The sequence below is a fragment of the Sorangium sp. So ce1153 genome, from assembly GCF_051521595.1.
Classification (GTDB): Bacteria; Myxococcota_A; Polyangia; order Polyangiales; family Polyangiaceae; genus Sorangium.
On the sequence record NZ_CP150361.1, the window covers coordinates 228,707 to 244,803 of the forward strand.

General features: G+C 72.2%; 13 protein-coding genes. 3 read left to right on the forward strand and 10 right to left on the reverse strand.

Going from position 1 to position 16,097, the window contains the following annotated elements; all coding sequences use genetic code 11:
- Positions 1 to 232 precede the first annotated feature (232 nt).
- On the forward strand, positions 233 to 1,027 hold the full coding sequence (locus WME85_RS00810; protein WP_437834258.1) for a DUF6585 family protein: 795 nt from the start codon (positions 233 to 235) through the stop codon (positions 1,025 to 1,027).
- Positions 1,028 to 1,223: 196 nt separating this feature from the next.
- On the opposite strand, the gene WME85_RS00815 is transcribed toward WME85_RS00810, so the two are convergent.
- The 3 genes from WME85_RS00815 to WME85_RS00825 all read right to left on the reverse strand — a co-directional run bounded on the left by WME85_RS00815 (position 1,224) and on the right by WME85_RS00825 (position 3,695).
- Positions 1,224 to 2,594: a hypothetical protein gene (locus WME85_RS00815; protein ID WP_437834260.1), complete on the reverse strand. Its 1,371-nt coding sequence runs from the start codon at positions 2,592 to 2,594 to the stop codon at positions 1,224 to 1,226.
- Between the two features lie 466 nt (positions 2,595 to 3,060).
- Positions 3,061 to 3,504, reverse strand: coding sequence for an EVE domain-containing protein (locus WME85_RS00820; protein WP_437834262.1), 444 nt, complete (start codon positions 3,502 to 3,504; stop codon positions 3,061 to 3,063).
- Positions 3,501 to 3,695, reverse strand: a complete 195-nt coding sequence (locus WME85_RS00825; protein WP_437834264.1) for a hypothetical protein — start codon at positions 3,693 to 3,695, stop codon at positions 3,501 to 3,503. The genes WME85_RS00820 and WME85_RS00825 overlap by 4 nt, the downstream gene beginning before the upstream one ends.
- A 167-nt stretch (positions 3,696 to 3,862) precedes the next feature.
- Here WME85_RS00825 and WME85_RS00830 point away from each other — a divergent pair, with 167 nt between their 5' ends.
- Positions 3,863 to 4,723, forward strand: coding sequence for a polysaccharide deacetylase family protein (locus tag WME85_RS00830; protein WP_437834266.1), 861 nt, complete (start codon positions 3,863 to 3,865; stop codon positions 4,721 to 4,723).
- A gap of 332 nt (positions 4,724 to 5,055) precedes the next feature.
- On the forward strand, positions 5,056 to 6,123 hold the full coding sequence (locus tag WME85_RS00835) for a zinc-binding dehydrogenase (protein ID WP_437834268.1): 1,068 nt from the start codon (positions 5,056 to 5,058) through the stop codon (positions 6,121 to 6,123).
- 12 nt (positions 6,124 to 6,135) lie between these two features.
- Here the strand turns inward: WME85_RS00835 and WME85_RS00840 are convergent, their stop codons facing one another.
- From WME85_RS00840 to WME85_RS00870, 7 genes are all read right to left on the reverse strand, one after another.
- Positions 6,136 to 7,053, reverse strand: coding sequence for a LysR family transcriptional regulator (locus WME85_RS00840; RefSeq protein ID WP_437834270.1), 918 nt, complete (start codon positions 7,051 to 7,053; stop codon positions 6,136 to 6,138).
- Between the two features lie 86 nt (positions 7,054 to 7,139).
- Positions 7,140 to 7,760 carry a 50S ribosomal protein L11 methyltransferase gene (locus tag WME85_RS00845; protein WP_437834272.1) on the reverse strand — a complete coding sequence of 207 codons (621 nt, stop codon included), beginning with the start codon at positions 7,758 to 7,760 and terminating at the stop codon, positions 7,140 to 7,142.
- Positions 7,761 to 7,900: 140 nt separating this feature from the next.
- Positions 7,901 to 9,274, reverse strand: a complete 1,374-nt coding sequence (locus WME85_RS00850; protein ID WP_437834274.1) for a leucine-rich repeat domain-containing protein — start codon at positions 9,272 to 9,274, stop codon at positions 7,901 to 7,903.
- 304 nt (positions 9,275 to 9,578) lie between these two features.
- The gene (locus WME85_RS00855) at positions 9,579 to 10,805 is read right to left on the reverse strand and encodes a matrixin family metalloprotease (RefSeq protein WP_437834275.1); all 1,227 of its coding nucleotides are present in this window, start codon (positions 10,803 to 10,805) and stop codon (positions 9,579 to 9,581) included.
- Between the two features lies 1 nt (position 10,806).
- Complete coding sequence (locus WME85_RS00860) at positions 10,807 to 11,376, reverse strand: hypothetical protein (RefSeq protein WP_437834277.1); 570 nt, start codon at positions 11,374 to 11,376, stop codon at positions 10,807 to 10,809.
- Between the two features lie 323 nt (positions 11,377 to 11,699).
- A complete protein-coding gene (locus WME85_RS00865; RefSeq protein ID WP_437834279.1) occupies positions 11,700 to 14,795 on the reverse strand; it encodes a multidrug efflux RND transporter permease subunit in 3,096 nt (1,031 codons plus the stop codon).
- Between the two features lie 12 nt (positions 14,796 to 14,807).
- Entirely contained in the window at positions 14,808 to 15,968 is a 1,161-nt protein-coding gene (locus tag WME85_RS00870) for an efflux RND transporter periplasmic adaptor subunit (protein ID WP_437834281.1), read from the reverse strand.
- Positions 15,969 to 16,097: the final 129 nt, after the last annotated feature.

A 16,097-nucleotide genomic window follows, 5' to 3' on the forward strand; every position in this document is an offset into this window, starting at 1 on the left:
CGCGGCAGCCCGGCCGCGCAGCTATGCAAGCGGTGTGCACGCCTCTCTGCGCGCCGGCGCCGGCGCTTGCCGGCGATTGTGTTCTTCGTGGCGGCCCCGCGGCGGGTCGATAGAGGTCTACAGACATCAGCGCTGCGGCCCAGGAGCATCGGGAGCCGCCCTGCTGCGACGTGGGCGCCGCTCAGCCCCGCATCTCTCGCGGTCGCGGCCGCGCCTGTGGTACGGCGTTTCTGTGCAGCCGCACCCCTTCCGCCAGCCGGCGGAGCGCCCGGAGGCGCCGCCCGAGGAGCAGCGCCTCGGCAGGCTCCGCTCTGTCCACGGCCAGCGCCGGCATGCCGCGCTGTTCCATGTGGCGCGGGGCGCGCTGCTGCTGATGTTCACGAGCATCATCGGCGCCGTCATCGCTGGATGGCAGGGCTTCTCCCTGTCGCTGCCGTTCGGGATCGCGGGCTTCGCCGTGCTCGCGGCCGCCGCGCTGCGCCATCGGGGGCTGCGGATCGAGCTCCACGAGCACGGCCTCGTCGTGGCGCGCCCGGAGGGGCGCGAGGCCGTCGTTTTCGACGACGTCGACGAGGTGTGGTTCGACCTCGACCGGAGCTCGACCCCGTTCGGCCGCTTCGTTTTCCTCCGCGCCATCCGCCTCGTGGAGCACTCGGGTCAGCGGCGCACAGTGCCTGTCGAGGTGGCGGACGGCCAGGAGGTGGCCCGCTGGGTACTCCAGTGCTGCTCTCGTCCCCTGCTCGATGAAGCGCGGCGCGCGGTCGAGGAGGGCGGGGTCTTGACATTCGGCCCGGTGCGCCTCGACGCGGAGGGGATAACGATCCGCGAGATCCGCGTCGCCTGGGGCGAGGTCTCTCTCGTGCGCTTGCAATCGGGCCGAGTCGCCTTCTTTCGTGGGCAGACCGTGTTCCCCTGGCGGACGGTGGACCTCGACAGCGTCCCGCACCCGACGGTGTTCGCGCGGCTGGTGACCGAGCGCGCCCCGCGCGTGGAGCACGACGAGGTCTGGGCGGCGTGGACGGGGTGAGTCGCGCGCCTCCTCCGCCAACCGCGCTCCGGCGCTGAGCGGTGGTCGCGGCAGACGCTGAAGGTGGGGAGTCAGGGAGGAGAGGACACCGAGGTTCGGATCTTCCTCACTTCCCATCTTCGTGTGGGCATGTTGCTGGCCGCGGCGGGCTGACGCTGGCTCGGCCGCGGGGGCGCCCGTCAGGGCTGGCGGGGCTTCATGGCTGCTGCGGCTTCTTCTTCCACTTCTTCTTGGGGCGCGGCGGCAGCTTCATCTTCTTCGGGTCCTTGGGCGCCCACGGCACGCGCGTGTCGATCGGCAGGATGTCCTCGTGCGGCAGGGCGCGCTCGCCCTCGCGCTTCACCGCGAACGACGCCGAGACCACGTTGACCTTGTGCGCCCCGATGTCGGAGAGGTCGCCCTTGGCGCGGAGCCCGACGGGGATGCAGAAGAGCCGCTTTCGCTCCTCTTCATCCATGTTGGCCGCCGGCGGCGCCCCGTCGCGGCCAGCGCCGCCCAGCTGGCCGAGCCGATTCGGGTCCTCCATGGCCTGCTGGAGCTGCTCGAGCACCTCCTCTGCGCACACGAGCTCCGGCTTGGGCTTCTTCTTGCTGCCGGAGGGATACTGCACCTTGGACTCGACCTTGACGGTGACGGTGACCGGCGCCTTGTCAGGCCCCATCTGGAGCGCGGTCCCGGCGAGCGCGCCCTTGGCCGCGCCCACGATGCGCTCCCAGGTGGGGCCGTCGCCGGCGGTCGCGCTCACCAGCCGGACGCCCAGGACCTGGCCGTCGGCGCCGAGCTTGACCTCGAAGGTCGCGCGCGCGTCGAGGGGCGCGGCCGAGGAGCGCACGGTGTCCGCCAGGGCGCTCGCCACCACGCCCGCGGCCGGGACGCTGATGCCCACGCTCCTGTCCTTGCCGCGCAGCGTGTCGTTCAGGATCTTGCCCGCGATGGCGGGGTCGACGGGGCGGGGGAGGGGGGCGGCCGTCGGGGCGGCCTGCGGCGCGTCGGGGCCGGGGAGCGCGCCGGGCACGGTCCAGAGGGGCGCGCCGAGGCCGGGCGCGAGCGCGACGCCGCCGCCGCCGGCCGCGGGGGGCGGGCCGCCGGCGGCGGGGGGAGGGCCGCCGTACTCGTCGGCGGGCGGGGAGGTCGGCGCGGGGGCTGGCGCCTGGGCGACGGGGGCGGAGGGCTCGGCGGCGGGGGCGGCGGCCACGGGCGCGGGGGGCTCCGGCGTATCCCTCGGCTCAGCGGCGGGCTCTGCGGGGGCGGCCGGCGCCGGCCTGGCGCGGTCGGCGGGGGCGACCTTGGCGGCGGCGGCGCCCGGCGGGGACGCCTGCGTCTTGTCGGCCGGAGCGGCCTTGCGGAGCTCGCTGGCCTGCTCGGGCTCGGTTGCGGCGGGCGGCGCCGGGGCTGCGGTGCGGGGAGCCGGCTCCTCGAGCTCGAGGTCGATGCCGTCCACGAGCGCGGACGGATCCGCCGGCGGCTCGGGAGGGCGCTCGCGCACCGGTGCGGCGAGGAGCGCGAGGTGCGCCGCGACCGCCATGGCCAGGGCCACGGCATCGCGCCCCCGCAGCGGGATGCTCACCGCCTCCTCAAGCCAAGGCGACTACGCATTGAACATTTCTAGCACGCCCACCTGGGGCGCGCGCGCCGTCCGACCCGGGTTGGCGCTCGTCCCCCCCGCGAGGAGCACGATTGCGGCGCGCTGCCGTCCCGACCGAGGTTGGGGCCCTCGCGGCCCGACCGAGGTTGAGGCGCTCGCGGCCCGACCGAGGTTGAGGCGCTCGCGGCCCGACCGAGGTTGAGGCCCGCGCGTCCCGACCGAGGTTGAGGCGCTCGCGGCCCGACCGAGGTTGGGGCGCTCGCGGCCCGACCGAGGTTGGGGCGCTCGCGGCCCGACCCAGGTTGGGGCGCTCGCGGCCCGACCCAGGTTGGGGCCCTCGCGGCCCGACCCAGGTTGGGGCGCTCGCGGCCCGACCCAGGTTGGGGCGCTCGCGGCCCGACCCAGGTTGAGTCCCGCCTCCGGAGTCCCGCCTCCGCGAGACACCCCGTCACGCGGCCCGGACGGCCGCCGGGAGCGCCGCGCCCATCGCGCGCGCGATCGTCTCCAGGTCCCGCTCGCTGATCGTCAGGAGCCCCGCCCGCAGCCGGACTCCCCAGCTGGATGACCCCGACGAGAGGTCGAGCCGCGCGAGCAGCGGCGCGATGGGCGCCGTCCGTGCGGCGAGCCACGCCACGTCACGGCGAAACGGGCAGAAGCCCCCGCCCATGTCGAACGGGTACGGCTCGCCGCCCTTCACGACGCCGATGGCCGTGAACGCCTGCAGCCGATCGCGGCCCTGGAACGACACGGTCGGCGAGTAGTACACGACCCGATCGCCCGGCCGCACGCGCTGGAGCGGCGCGCGCTTGCCATGGCAGACCTGCATGAAGCTGCCGGCCCGCCCGCGCTCCACGTGCTCTGCCAACGCGACGGCCAGAAACGCGCGGCTCACGCGGCCCCCGGCGCGAAGACGCGCAGGCGGTGCCCGTCGCGATCGAGGGCCAAGAACGTGTAGCCAAAGTCGAGCTGCGTCGGCGCCTGCGCGATCGCGAGGCCGCGCTCGGCCCAGGCCGCGTGCGTGGCCCTCACCGCGGCCGCGTCGGCGACGGTGAACGCGAGCTCGCCGCCGCCGGGCGCCGTCATCGCAAAGGTCCTGGTGCGGTGTTTGCGCCGCGGGCACCTACATTGCCTGGAGAATACGGCGCTCGTCGCGCTGTCCCGGAAGGAGCTCCCGACGTTCCCGGAAGGCGCAGGGCGCCCTGGTCTCGTGGAACGACGCCTGAGGTATCGGCACGGCCGATGATACGGCGGTGTCTGCTGTGGAGATCCTGCGCACGGAGAAGGATGGCGCGCGGCGCCTCGGGACGCGCGAAGATCAGGCGGTGCTGGTGTGCATCGGAGCGTGCCTCGTCGCGATCCTCATCGCCTCGGTCCTCCTCGCCGAGCGTCCCCCGGGCGTCGCCGTCGTGTCGATCGAGTTCGACGACACGCTGGCGGATCAGCTCTCCGCGCGCTCCCTCCTCGCCCAGCACCGGATGCATGCCACGTTCTTCGTGAACAGCGGTCGACTCGACCGTCCCGGCTACCTGACGGTCGCCGAGCTCCGCGCGCTCGCGTCCGACGGCCACGAGATCGGCGGCCACACCGTCGATCACGTGCGGCTCCCCGGGCTCCCGGCCCGGGAGCAGCGCCGGCAGATCTGCGATGATCGCCGCGCTCTCCTCGCGCTGGGCTTCGCCGTGAGCAACTTCGCGTACCCCTGGGGCGCCCACGACAGCGTCAGCGCCGGGCTGGTGCGCTCCTGCGGTTATGACAGCGCCAGGGGAGCGGGCGGGCTTGGCCTCCTCGCATGCGTCCTCTGCGCACGGGCGGAGACCCTCCCTCCGCGTGACCTCGCTGCCACCCGCACGCCCGGCTCCCTCCGCCGCGGTCACCGCCTCCCCAGCATCCAGGCGCTCGTCCGCCGCGCGCAGCAGGAGGCCGGATGGATGCAGCTCACCTTCCACCATGTCTGTGACGCCTGCGAGGAGTACAGCATCTCCAGAGAGGACCTCTCCACGCTCCTGGGCTGGCTCGCGGAAGAGCGCGACGCGGGCCGCGTCGTCGTCCTGACAGTGCGGCAGGTGATCCACGGCGCGAGGCCCCCGCCCCGCAAGCTGGCTGTGGACTGAACGCGGCCCCTCCGGGCGCCGCTTCTCCGGGAGGCGCCGGATCGCGCCAGGGATCCTCGGTCGCCTCGGGGCTGGAGGCGGAGGGCGAAGGCGACCCGCAGCCCGCATTGATGCGCTGGCGGTATCAATCGGCGCGCCGCGAGTATTGGTGCGCGCGCGCCGGACGGTCCATACGGCGGTGACGTCGCTCGAGGTTCAAAGCGCCGGCTTGCGCGGCGGGGATGCCGGAGGGGCGCCTCCTCCGGCGACACGCCTTCGGCGCCGAGGCGCGAGGACCCGCTGCGAACGAGAGGCCAGCGAGAGCGGCCCCATGCCAGCCGAAGGAGATGACCATGAAAGCTGCCGTTCTGAAGGCATTGGGTTCCCCCCTCGCCATCGAGGCCTTGCCAGACCCGATCCTGGGAACGGGGGAGGTCATCGTCGATGTCGTCGCTGCCCCTGTGGTCTCCTATGCGAACGAGGCCTTCAGCGGCGCGCGGGGCTTCGTGCTCGATCTGCCGCTGGCTCCGGGAGCCGGCGCGATCGGCCGTGTGCGCGCCGTCGGACCGGACGCGACTCGCCTCGCCGCCGGCGACTGGGTCTGCTGCGACCCTACCGTGCGGTCGCGCGACGACGCGGTGTCTCCCGACATCTTGCTGCAAGGGTGGACCGCGGCGGGCGAGGGGGGCCTGCGCCTGCAAGCGCATTATCGCAATGGATCTTTCGCCGAACGGATCATGGTTCCGACCGAGAACGCCGTCCGGATCGGCTCGATAGAATCAGCGGACGCGGCGCGGTGGTGCGCGCTCAACACGCTGCTCGTGCCGTATGGCGGGCTCCTCGCGGCGAACCTGCAGGCAGGAGAGACGGTGCTGATCAGCGGCGCCACGGGGAGCTTCGGCAGCGCCGGCGTCGCGGTCGCCCTCGCGATGGGGGCGGGCTGCGTCATTGCGCCGGGCCGGAACGAAGAGGCGCTGGAGGATCTGGCCCGTCGTTTTGGTCACCGCGTTCGAACCGTGAAGCTCCTCGGCAGCGAGGAGGACGACCGGACGCGGATGCTGAGGGCGGCGCCGGGCCCGATCGACCGCGTGCTGGACCTGCTGCCGCCCTCGGCCCCCGCGGCCGCGGTGCGAGCCGCCGCGATGACGGTGCGGCCGCACGGGACGGTCGTGCTGATGGGAGGCGTCGCGGCAGGACTGGAGTTGCCTTATCGGCACCTCATGCGCAGCTGCATCACGCTTCGCGGCCAGTGGATGTATCCACGGGAGGCGGTCGCCCGCCTGGTGCGGCTCATCCGGTCCGGTCTCCTGACCCTGGACCAGTTCGATGTCACGGAGTTCGATCTGGATCGCGCGAACGAAGCTGTCGCGCACGCCGCCGCGAGCGGCGGTCCCTTCAAGATGACCGTGATCCGGCCATGACCAGGAGCTGGCTCACGCGAGCTCCGCCGCGTTCCCCCCGAGGCTCGACGCGACCTCCACGGCGAGCCGCACGAAATGCGCGACATCCCTCGAGCGACAGGTGTCCGCCCACGCGACGTACAGCGTGCTCGCCGAGATCCCCGCCATCCTCACATACTTCACGTCGTGACGCGCATAGAGCGTGGCGCTGGAGGCGGGGACGAACGCGATCCCCTGGCCCAGCGCCACCGCCTCGAGGAGCTGGCTCGCGTCGTGGACGACCGGGCCGCGGGCCGCGTCATCGTTCCTGTCGACGGCGGCGCGGTACGCGGCGAGCTCCGGGCTGGCCGCGGGCCATACCGGTACGGGATCTCGCGCCAGATCCTCGCGGTGCAGCACGCGCCTCCCCGCGAGCGGGTGAGTCGCGGCGAGCGCGACGCAGCGTGGCTCCGTGAACAACGGCTCCGCGTCTATGCCTGGCGTGGTGATGGGCCCTCGCAAGAACGCCACGTCGGCGCGGCCGTCTGCGAGCATGGCGGTTTGCTCTCCCCAGCCGCTGACGAGCACCTCGACGCGCACCTGCGATCCCGAGCGCTCGTGGTGCTCGACGAGCCGGCGCAGGAGGCGCCCGCCGTTCCCTGGCTTGAGCGCGACCGCCAGGTGCGCGCGAGGGAGCCCCGCGCGCGCCGTGCGGCGAGCCGCGGCCGCCACCGCATCGAGGACGTGGCGCGCTTGCTCGAGCAGGACGACCCCTGCTGGGGTGAGCGACACGTGGCGCGTGGTCCGGTGCAAGAGGCGCGTCCGCAGCTTGGCTTCCAGCTGCGCGATCGACCGCGAGAGCGGCGGCTGGGCCATCCCCAGGCGCGCGGCGGCGCGACGGAAGCTCCGTTCCTCGGCCACCGCGATGAAGCGCCGGAGCTCGGTGGGCTCGAGATCGACGTCCACGGGCACAAGGGAATCGTATCTCAGCCGCGCCCTGCCGCAACGGTGGAGGGGCTCTCGGCGCGAATCCAGGGGCGCGCCGGGGAGGTGGAACATCAACTCTGCTGCCGGCCCGGTGCTCCAGGGCAAGGATCGGCGGTCAGGCGCCACACCAGCGTCCGCCACGCGTCGCGCTCGAAGATCTCCGGTCGACGTCCGGAGAGGAGCGGCGCATAGCGCGCGACGATCTCCGGAACGTCGGTGGACACGAGCCCCGAGAGGATCAACGTCCCCGAGGGGGCCAGGCGAGCCGCGATCCCGGGGGCGAGCGCGGTGAGCACCTCGCGAAGGATGTTGGCCACGACGATGTCGAACGTCCCTTCCGGCCACGCCGTCGCGAAGCGCACGCGCGCCTCGACCGCGCTCCGCCGTGCGTTGTCCTGCGCGATCGCGATCGCGGCGGCGTCGATGTCGACCCCGATCGCCTCGCCGCCGAGCTTCGCGGCGCCGATCGAGAGGATCCCCGTCCCGCTCCCGACGTCGAGGAGGCGAAAGCCGCCTCGCGGCGCGAACGACGCGAGCGCTTGAAGGCACATCCGCGTGCTCGGGTGCCGACCGTCGCCGAACGCGCGGCCGGGCCCGAGGACGATGGTGCGCGCGTCGACCTCCGCGTCCCACGGGCCGGTGACCACGCGAAAGCGAGGCGGAACTTCGATGATGGTTGAAGGGTCGCTCATGCGTCGTGAAAGCTTGCCACCGCGCAGCCGGAGGATGGACTCTGGATCCGCACGCCCTCCCGGACGCTCATCGTGTGCACCCGGCTGAGCTCGCCCGGGTAACCCGGGTAAGCGACCAGCGGGCGCGCGAGCGCCCGGGCTCAGGGCGAGCAGGTGCCGGTACCGTTGTTCTCCTCGAGCACGCTTTCGGGCGGCCCGTCGAGGCGCTCCACGAACGCCTCGACCTCGCAGCCCGGCAGGCTCTCGTTGCCCATGATCTCGATCGACCTATGGATCGTTCGAGCTCCCAGGCCGCGAAGCGTCGCGAGCGACCGGTTTCCCTCGACGGTGAGCCAGTCGAGCTCGGCCAGGTCCTCGAGCCCGGTCAGCCCGAGCAATGCGTCGTTGTCCTTGATGGCGAGCTGGTTCACGCGAGACAGACCGCCCAGAGCGTCGATGTCGACGAGCGCTTCGTTACCCTCGAGATCCACCAGATCGATGAAGCCGCCGCCCACATTGAACGCGCCGAGCCCGTCGAGGCTGGTGAGCGCCGGGTTCCCGAGGATGCCGATCCCGCTCAGCACGTCGCGGAGACCGTTCAGGCCCTCGAGGCTCGTGAGCCGAGGGTTCTCCCGGATATACAGCCCATCGAGCTCCGAGATCTGCTCGAGCCCCGTGAGGCTCACGAGCGCGGAGTTCTCGCTCAGGGCGAGCTGCGACAGCTCCGTGACGCCGGCCAACGCGGACAGGTCCGTCAGAGAGTCGTTCGACAAGATCTCGATGGTGTCCGCGCTGACGAGGCCATCAAGGCCGTACAGCGAGCTCAGCTGCGGATTTTGCCACAACGAGAGCTGCTGGACGGTCGTGAGCCGCTCGAGGCCTCGCAGGCTGACGAGCCGGTCGTTCCCGGTGATGACGAGCTCATCGAGCTGCTCGACGGCGCCAAGGCCCTCGAGGCTGGTCAGCGCGTCGTTGTCGGCCAGGCTGAGCAGCCCCCGCCGCAGGTTGCGCAGCCCGTACAGCGTCATGAGCTGGTCGTTCCCCTCGATCCAGAGCGTCGCCTCCTCGACGTGCTCCAGACCTGCCAAGGAGCCCAGTGACTGGTTGTCGGCCACGTGCCACATGGGCGTGCTCGCCGCAGGGCCGACGAGGGTCTGGAGGAGCCGGTTGCCACGGATCTCGATGCCCGCCGCGACCTGCCGCAGGCTCCGGAGCCCCTCGAGGTTGAGCAGCGACGCGTTCCGTATCAACGCCAGCCGCGCGCCGATGAAGGAAAGGGAGCGGAGACCGTCCAGGTGGGCTAACGACCCTGTATCGCCGATCAGCAGCTCGCCCGTGATGGTCGTCAGACACGCAAGCGGGGACAGGTCGGAGACCTCGCCGCTGATGTCGAGCGTGCCATCGATCTCGGTCACGCCGCGCAGGCCCTCGAGATCCTCCTGGCGAGCGGCTTTCCAGACGCCGGTGGTCACCCGGCCCGGATCGCACTCCTGCCCGGCGCCCCCGGCGCCCCCGGCGCCCGACGCGCTCGACATTCCTGTCGTGGCTTGACCGCCTGAACTGGAGCTGTCCGCGGCGCTCGACGAGCCGTCCGCGCTGGACGACGTGCCTCCAGCACCGCCGGCGCCTGCGGTCGATCCGACCTCGACTGGCTCCTCCGGCGGTTCTGCGAGGTCGAGCTCACTCCTGCCCAGACAAGCCGGCGCGAGCGCAACGGAGGCAAGCACGCCCACCCACCACGGTCCACGCATGCCGCGAGGCTGGGCTCACTCGGATTGTGCGTCAAGTCCAGCCAGGTCAATGCTGGAAGCGCGTGGCTTCAATGCGAGAATTTCGCAACTAGCGCCGGCGCCGCCGCGATGCCAGCGCGCCGAGCGCGCCGAGGAGCGCGAGCCCTCCGAGGTTGGCCGAGCGACCGCTCGTCGAGCAGGAGCACCCGGAATCGCTGCCGGACTCCTCATCGCCGCCGTCGGCGCCGCCCGCGCCACCTGCGCCGCCAGCGCCGCCAGCGCCGCTGGTCGAGGCGACGGACGAGCTCGCTGTCGCGCTCACGGTCGAGCCGCTGCCGGTCCCAGCGGACGAGGTCGACGTGCTGCTCGCGCTCGCGCCGCCCTCACCGCCGCTGCCGCCGCTGCCGCCGGCGCCGCTGCCGCCGGCGCCGGCGCCGCCGCACTCGGCGGAGCACTCCGCCGAGCACGAGCCGCAGACGCACTCGATGAGACGGACATAGATGCCCGCGCCCTCCGCATGGTCGCTCACGCAGCGCTCCACGCAAGCGTCGTCCGGACACTCGCCGATGCAGCCCGCGAAGATCCGGCACGCAGACGACGCGCCGCAGGCGTCGTACTGCGGCCTGCAGGTGTCCGACAGCGAGCCGTTGGTGCAGCTGTCGCAGCTGCCGCCCCCACCGCCGCTCGTGGCGCTCGCGGCGCTCGCGGCCGTGGTCCCGCCGATGGGATACAGGGCGCACACGCCCGCGACGTCGTCGTCCTCGAGGCTGCGCGTCGACGAGCCCGCGACGTAGTACGCGGTCATCGTTGAGCCCCGCTCGCTGGAGTGGCCGAGGCCCAGGAAGTGCCCCTCCTCGTGCGTGGCGATCGACTGCGTGTCGACACAGCCGTTGTTGCCGGAGTCGTTCCAGCAGAACCCGACGTTGTTGAAGACCATGTCGGCGTCCACGATGGCGCCGTTGAATCCCCAGGCCGGCATCGTGACGCCGATGACCGAGTTGACGTCGCCGAGCGCGCCCGGCCAGGAGTCGCTGATCCAGTGGAACACGTTCTTGCCGTCGTTGTGGTTGTAACGATCGGTGGTGTCGCCGAGGAGGTTGACCCGCCACTCCGTACACCCGGTGTTCGACCACGACGCGAACCCGGACTCGATATGGGAGACGGCGAAGCCGGCGATCGCGCCCGGGATCGTCGAGCGGTTGATGTAGTAGCCGACGGGCAGCTCATCCCAGCGGGGGACGCTGGAGTCGAGCGGCGTCCACGCGGCGGCCTCGGGAGCCGCGGCGAGGAGCGAGGCAGCGCCGAGCGAGACGGCAAGGGCGACGCGGCACCTCATCTCACTTCCCTCCCGCGATGCGGACCACGTCCGTCATGAGGCTCTCGACGGGCTCGATCTCCTCGGCGGGCACCTGGATGGGCACGAGCGCGCCCCCGCTCCGCCGGACGAGCTCTAGCCCCTCGAGGCTGCGCCGCGCCAGGCCCTTCGCGTCGACGTGATAGACCGACAGCGCGAGCGCCGTGAGGTGCCACCGCCCCTTGTCGCCCGGCCGCAGGAAGACGACGGCGTCCTCGCCCGGCGTGAGCCTGGCGTCGCCGAGCACCTTCTGCGTCTTGCCGTTGTACGTCCCGCCGATCTGCTCGAGCAGGAGCACCTTCGCGCCCCCCTTCGCCTCACCTCCCTTGAGCGGCTGGGTCAGCGTGAGCTCGGTGCGGGTCACGATCGATCTTCCGTCGTCAGACTCCGTCGTGAAGGACCGGCCCACGATCACGCGCGCGACCGTCGCCGACCGGAGCACGAGCTCCTCACGCGAGAGCAGGACGGCCGTTGTCGCGTCGGCGGTCGCGCCGATGCAGAGCAGAGCGACGGAAAACAACAGGGATATCACGGCGTTCACACTTCGCTTCATATCGGTGGCTCCTCGAAGACCATCTTTTCTATCCCGAAGCGCGCGCGGCGACCATCCAGGAAGCGGCGCTGACCTCATGCTCACAGCGCCGCGACGCAGCACATCTATCGTGACGGCGGATCATCACGCTGTGGCGCGACGGGACGCCGTCACCCCGGGATACGCCAGCTGCCGCTCGCGTGGCAGCTCTCCGGGATTTATGCCGTGAGCGCGTGAGAGAGCGATGTCGGCGCGCTGGAGTCGGCCGATCCGCGGTATTCGACGTCACGGATTCGAGGCAGGACATCCGTCGTCGCGAACCCCATGCGACCTGTCACGCAGCCTCACCCGGGCGGCGGCCGCCGGAGGCGGCTGATGAGCACGAAGAACAGCGGCGCGAAGAAGATGCTGAAGATCGTCGCCGTCACCATGCCGCCGAACACCCCCGTGCCGATCGCGTGCTGCGTGGCCGAGCCGGCGCTCCTCGCGAAGACGAGGGGCACGACGCCCAGGATGAACGCGAGCGACGTCATCAAGATCGGCCGGAAGCGCAGGCGCGCCGCCTCGATCGCCGCCTCCCGCGCGCTCTTGCCCTGCTCGCGGAGGCCCTTCGCGAACTCGATGATCAGGATCGCGTTCTTCGCCGAGAGCCCCATGATGGTGATCAGGCCGACCTTGAAGAACACGTCGTTCGGCAGCCCGCGCACCGTCATCGCCAGCACCGCGCCCACCACGCCGAGCGGCACGACGAGGATCACCGCGAGCGGGATGGACCAGCTCTCGTAGAGGGCCGCGAGCACCAGGAACACGACCACCAGCGACAGCGCGAGCAGCACCGGCGCCTCGGCGCCCGACAGCCGCTCCTGGTACGACTGGCCCGTCCACTCCACCCCGAAGCCGGGCGGGAGCTGCGCCGACAGGCGCTCGATCTCGGCCATCGCCTCGCCGGTGCTGCGCCCCGGCCCCGGCTGCCCGCTGATCCCGGCGGCGGGGTAGCCGTTGAAGCGCCCGAGCTGGAGCGGGCCGCGCTCCCACTGCGCGGTGGCGAACGCGGCGAGCGGCACCATCTGCCCGGCGGCGTTGGGGACGAAGAGCGAGAGCAGGTCCTCCACCTGCATCCGGCTCGCCGCCTCGGCCTGGACGATGACCTGCTGGAGCCGGCCCTGGTTCGGGAAGTCGTTCACGTACGATGCGCCCAGCGTCGTCGACAGCACGGCGGCGACGCTCTCGAACCGCACGCCGAGCGCGTTCGCCTTCTGGCGGTCGACGCGGAGGCGGATCTGCGCGGCGTCGCTCTGCGCGTCGGCGCGCACCTGCTCGAAGAGCGGGTTGCCCGACGTGAGCTCGATGAGCCGCTGCTGCGCGGCCACGAGCGCGGCGTTGCCGCGGCCGCCGCGGTCCTGCAGCTTCAGGCTGAAGCCAGAGGTCACGCTGAGCTCCATGATCGGCGGCGGCACGAGGGCGAAGACGGCCCCGTCGCGCACGGCGCCGAGCTTCTCGTTCGCCGCCGCCGCCTCCCCCTGCGCCGTCGCGCCGGCGGGGCGCTCGTCCCAGTCCTTCATCATCATGAAGATGAGCGCCACGTTCTGCCCCGACCCCGAGAACCCGAACCCCGGGTAGGCGGAGACGAAGCGAACGGCGGGGCGGTCCTGGAAGTGCTCCTCGATCGCCTTCACGGCCCTGAGCGTGCGGTGGAGGGTGGCCTCGGGCGGGAGCTGGACGTCGACCATGACCACGCCCTGATCCTCCTCGGGCAAGAAGGAGGTCGGCAGCCGCACGTAGAGCAGGCCGAGCGCCGCCGTGATGACCGCGAACGCGAGGAGCATCCGGAAGCGCCTGTCGAGCGAGCCCGCGACCCACCGCTTGTACCCGCCGGTGAGCCGCTCGAAGCCCGCGTTGAACCACCCGAACGCGCCGCGGCGCTCGCCGTGGCCCGCCGGGATCGGCCTGAGGAGCTTCACGCAGAGCGCCGGCGTCAAGGTCAGCGCCAGGAAGGCCGAGAACAGGATCGAGACCGCCATCGAGAGCGAGAACTGCCGGTAAATCGCGCCCGTGGAGCCCGACGCGAACGCCATCGGCAGGAACACCGCCGAGAGCACGAGCGTGATGCCGACGACAGCGCCGGAGATCTCGCGCATCGCCTTGATCGTCGCGTCGCGCGGGGAAAGGCCCTCCTCGGCCATGAGCCGCTCCACGTTCTCGACGACGACGATCGCGTCGTCGACGATGATGCCGATGGCGAGCACCATCCCGAACAGGCTCAGCATGTTGATCGACGAGCCGGCGAGGAGCATCACCGCGCACGTGCCGAGCAGCGCGATCGGCACGACGATGGCCGGGATGAGCGTGTAGCGGATGTTCTGCAGGAACAGGAACATCACCACGAACACGAGCACCATCGCCTCGGCCAGCGTCTCGATCACCTTGTGGACCGACACCCGGACGAACGGCGCCGTGTCGAACGGGACGCTGTAGGTCACGTTGGGCGGCAGGCCGCGCGAGAGCTCCTCCATGCGGGCGCGCACGAGGTCGGAGGTCTTCATGGCGTTGGCGCCGTTCGCGAGCTGGATGCCGATGGCCGCGTCCGGCTTGCCGTTGCTCCGCGACGTCGACGCCATGTTCTGCGCGGCGATCTCGACCCTCGCGACGTCGCGGAGCAGCACGCGCGAGCCGTCGGGCCGCGCGCGCAGGACGATCTCCCCGAACTCCTCGGGCGTCGTGAGCTGGCCCTCGGCGATGAGCGTCGCGCTGATCTGCTGCGTCGGCGGGCTCGGCAGGTCCCCCACGCGGCCCGAGGCGAACTGGATGTTCTGCGCGGCGATCGCGCTCGACACGTCGGCGGGCGAGAGCGAGAGGGCCGCGAGCTTCGCCGGGTCGATCCAGATCCGCATCGCGCGCTCGCTGGCCCAGAGCTGCACGCGGCCGACGCCGGGGACGCGCTTGATCTCGTCGATGACGCTGCGGGCGAGGAGGTCGCCGAGCGCGGTCGGGTCCACGCTGCCGTCGCGCGACGAGAGGCTCACGATCATCAGGAAGCTCGACGTCGAGGCCTCGACGAAGAGCCCGTACTGCCGGACGGCCGGCGGCAGGCGCGGCTCGACCGCCTTGAGGCGGTTCTGCACGTCGACCTGCGCCAGGTCGGGGTCGGTGCCGGGCTGGAAGGTCGCGGTGATCTGGGCGCCCCCGGAGGCGTCGCTCGACGACTGGAAGTAGAGGAGCCGCTTGACGCTGCTCAGCTCGCGCTCGATCAGGCTGACGACGCTCTGGTCGAGCGTCTGCGGCGTCGCGCCGGGGTAGCTCGCGTAGATCGAGACGGTGGGCGGCGCCACGGAGGGGTACTGCGCGACGGGCAGCCGCGGGAGCGCCATCGCGCCGAGGATCGCGATGAACAGCGCGATGACGATCGCGAAGATGGGCCTGTCGATGAAGAAGCGCGGCATGCTCGGCTCGGGTCAGGGCGCGGCCGAGGCCGCGGCCCCGGGGGTCGTCCAGGAGACGGCGCGGACCTCGGCGCCGGGCGCGATCTTCTGGTGGCCTTCGACGACGACCCGGTCGCCGGGCGCGAGCCCCTCGGTGACGATGTAGCGGTCGCGGTCGACGCCGCCCGTCTGGATCGGCCGCACCACCGCCTTGTTGTCCGCCTGGACGACGACGACGGTCGCCTTGCCGCCCGTGTCGCGCCCCACGGCTTGCTGCGGCACCATGAGCGCCGCCGGATCGACGCGCCGCGCGAGCTTCACGCGCGCGAACATGCCGGGCAGGAGCAGGCGGTCGGGGTTGGGGAAGGCGGCGCGGAGCGTGACCTCGCCGGTGCCCGGGTCCACGCTGATGTCGGAGAAGAGGAGCGCGCCCTGCGCGGGGTACTCGGTCCCGTCGTCGAGCACGAGCGTCACCGGCGCCTCACCGGCGCCGCCCTCCTTGCCGGAGCCGCCCGTGGCCGCGCGCCGCAGGCGCGTGAGCTGCGAGACGGGCTGCTTGATGTCGACGTAGACGGTGTCGATCTGCTGGATCACGGCGAGCGGCGTGGCCTCGTTCTGGCCGACGAGCGCGCCCTCGGTGACGAGCTCGCCGCCGATCCGGCCGCTGATCGGCGCGGTCACGGTGGCGTAGCCGAGGTTGAGGAGCGCCTGGGCCTGCGCCGCGCGCGCCTGCGCGAGGTCGGCGCGCGCCACGGCCTGCGCCGCGATGGCGTTGTCGTACTGCTCGCGCGACATGAGCCCCTCCTCGACGAGCGCGCCCGCGCGCTTGGCCTGGGCCTCCGCCTGGGCGAGGCTCGCCTGCCCCTTCGCGATCGCGGCGCGGGCGCTCTCGGCGGCGGCCTTGAACGGCCCCGGGTCGATCTGGAAGAGCGTCTGGCCTTCCTTGACCTCGCTGCCCTGCTGGAAGCTGCGCTTGAGCACGACGCCGGGCACGCGCGCGCGCACCTGCGCCATGCGGAACGGCTCGACGCGGCCGGGGAGGTCATCGCGGATGGTGACGGGCTCGGGCTTGAGCTCGATGACGGCGACCTCGGTCGGCGGCGGCGGCGGCGGGGCGTCCGGCGTCGACCGGCAGGCGCAGAGGAGCAGGAGGACGGCTGCGAGGCCCCCGCCGAGCTTGGGTTGTTGAGACATGGGTCGCTTCGGTCCGGGGCTGAGCGGAGGCCGCTCGCGGGGTGGTCTGGCTGCCGCCGGCTGCCCTACTGCGACAGAAGCGCGCCTTCAATCCCGTAGCAGGGTTCGACGCCGCGGCACGCGGGACGT

Excerpts from the sequence above, each read along its gene's own strand:
- WME85_RS00825 (WP_437834264.1), bottom strand. The coding sequence starts at position 3,695 with ATGACGGCGCCCGGCGGCGGCGAGCTCGCGTTCACCGTCGCCGACGCG.
- WME85_RS00835 (WP_437834268.1), top strand. The coding sequence starts at position 5,056 with ATGAAAGCTGCCGTTCTGAAGGCATTGGGTTCCCCCCTCGCCATCGAG.
- WME85_RS00845 (WP_437834272.1), bottom strand. The coding sequence starts at position 7,760 with ATGAGCGACCCTTCAACCATCATCGAAGTTCCGCCTCGCTTTCGCGTG.
- WME85_RS00850 (WP_437834274.1), bottom strand. The coding sequence starts at position 9,274 with ATGTCGAGCGCGTCGGGCGCCGGGGGCGCCGGGGGCGCCGGGCAGGAG.
- WME85_RS00855 (WP_437834275.1), bottom strand. The coding sequence starts at position 10,805 with ATGAGGTGCCGCGTCGCCCTTGCCGTCTCGCTCGGCGCTGCCTCGCTC.
- WME85_RS00860 (WP_437834277.1), bottom strand. The coding sequence starts at position 11,376 with ATGAAGCGAAGTGTGAACGCCGTGATATCCCTGTTGTTTTCCGTCGCT.
- WME85_RS00865 (WP_437834279.1), bottom strand. The coding sequence starts at position 14,795 with ATGCCGCGCTTCTTCATCGACAGGCCCATCTTCGCGATCGTCATCGCG.
- WME85_RS00870 (WP_437834281.1), bottom strand. The coding sequence starts at position 15,968 with ATGTCTCAACAACCCAAGCTCGGCGGGGGCCTCGCAGCCGTCCTCCTG.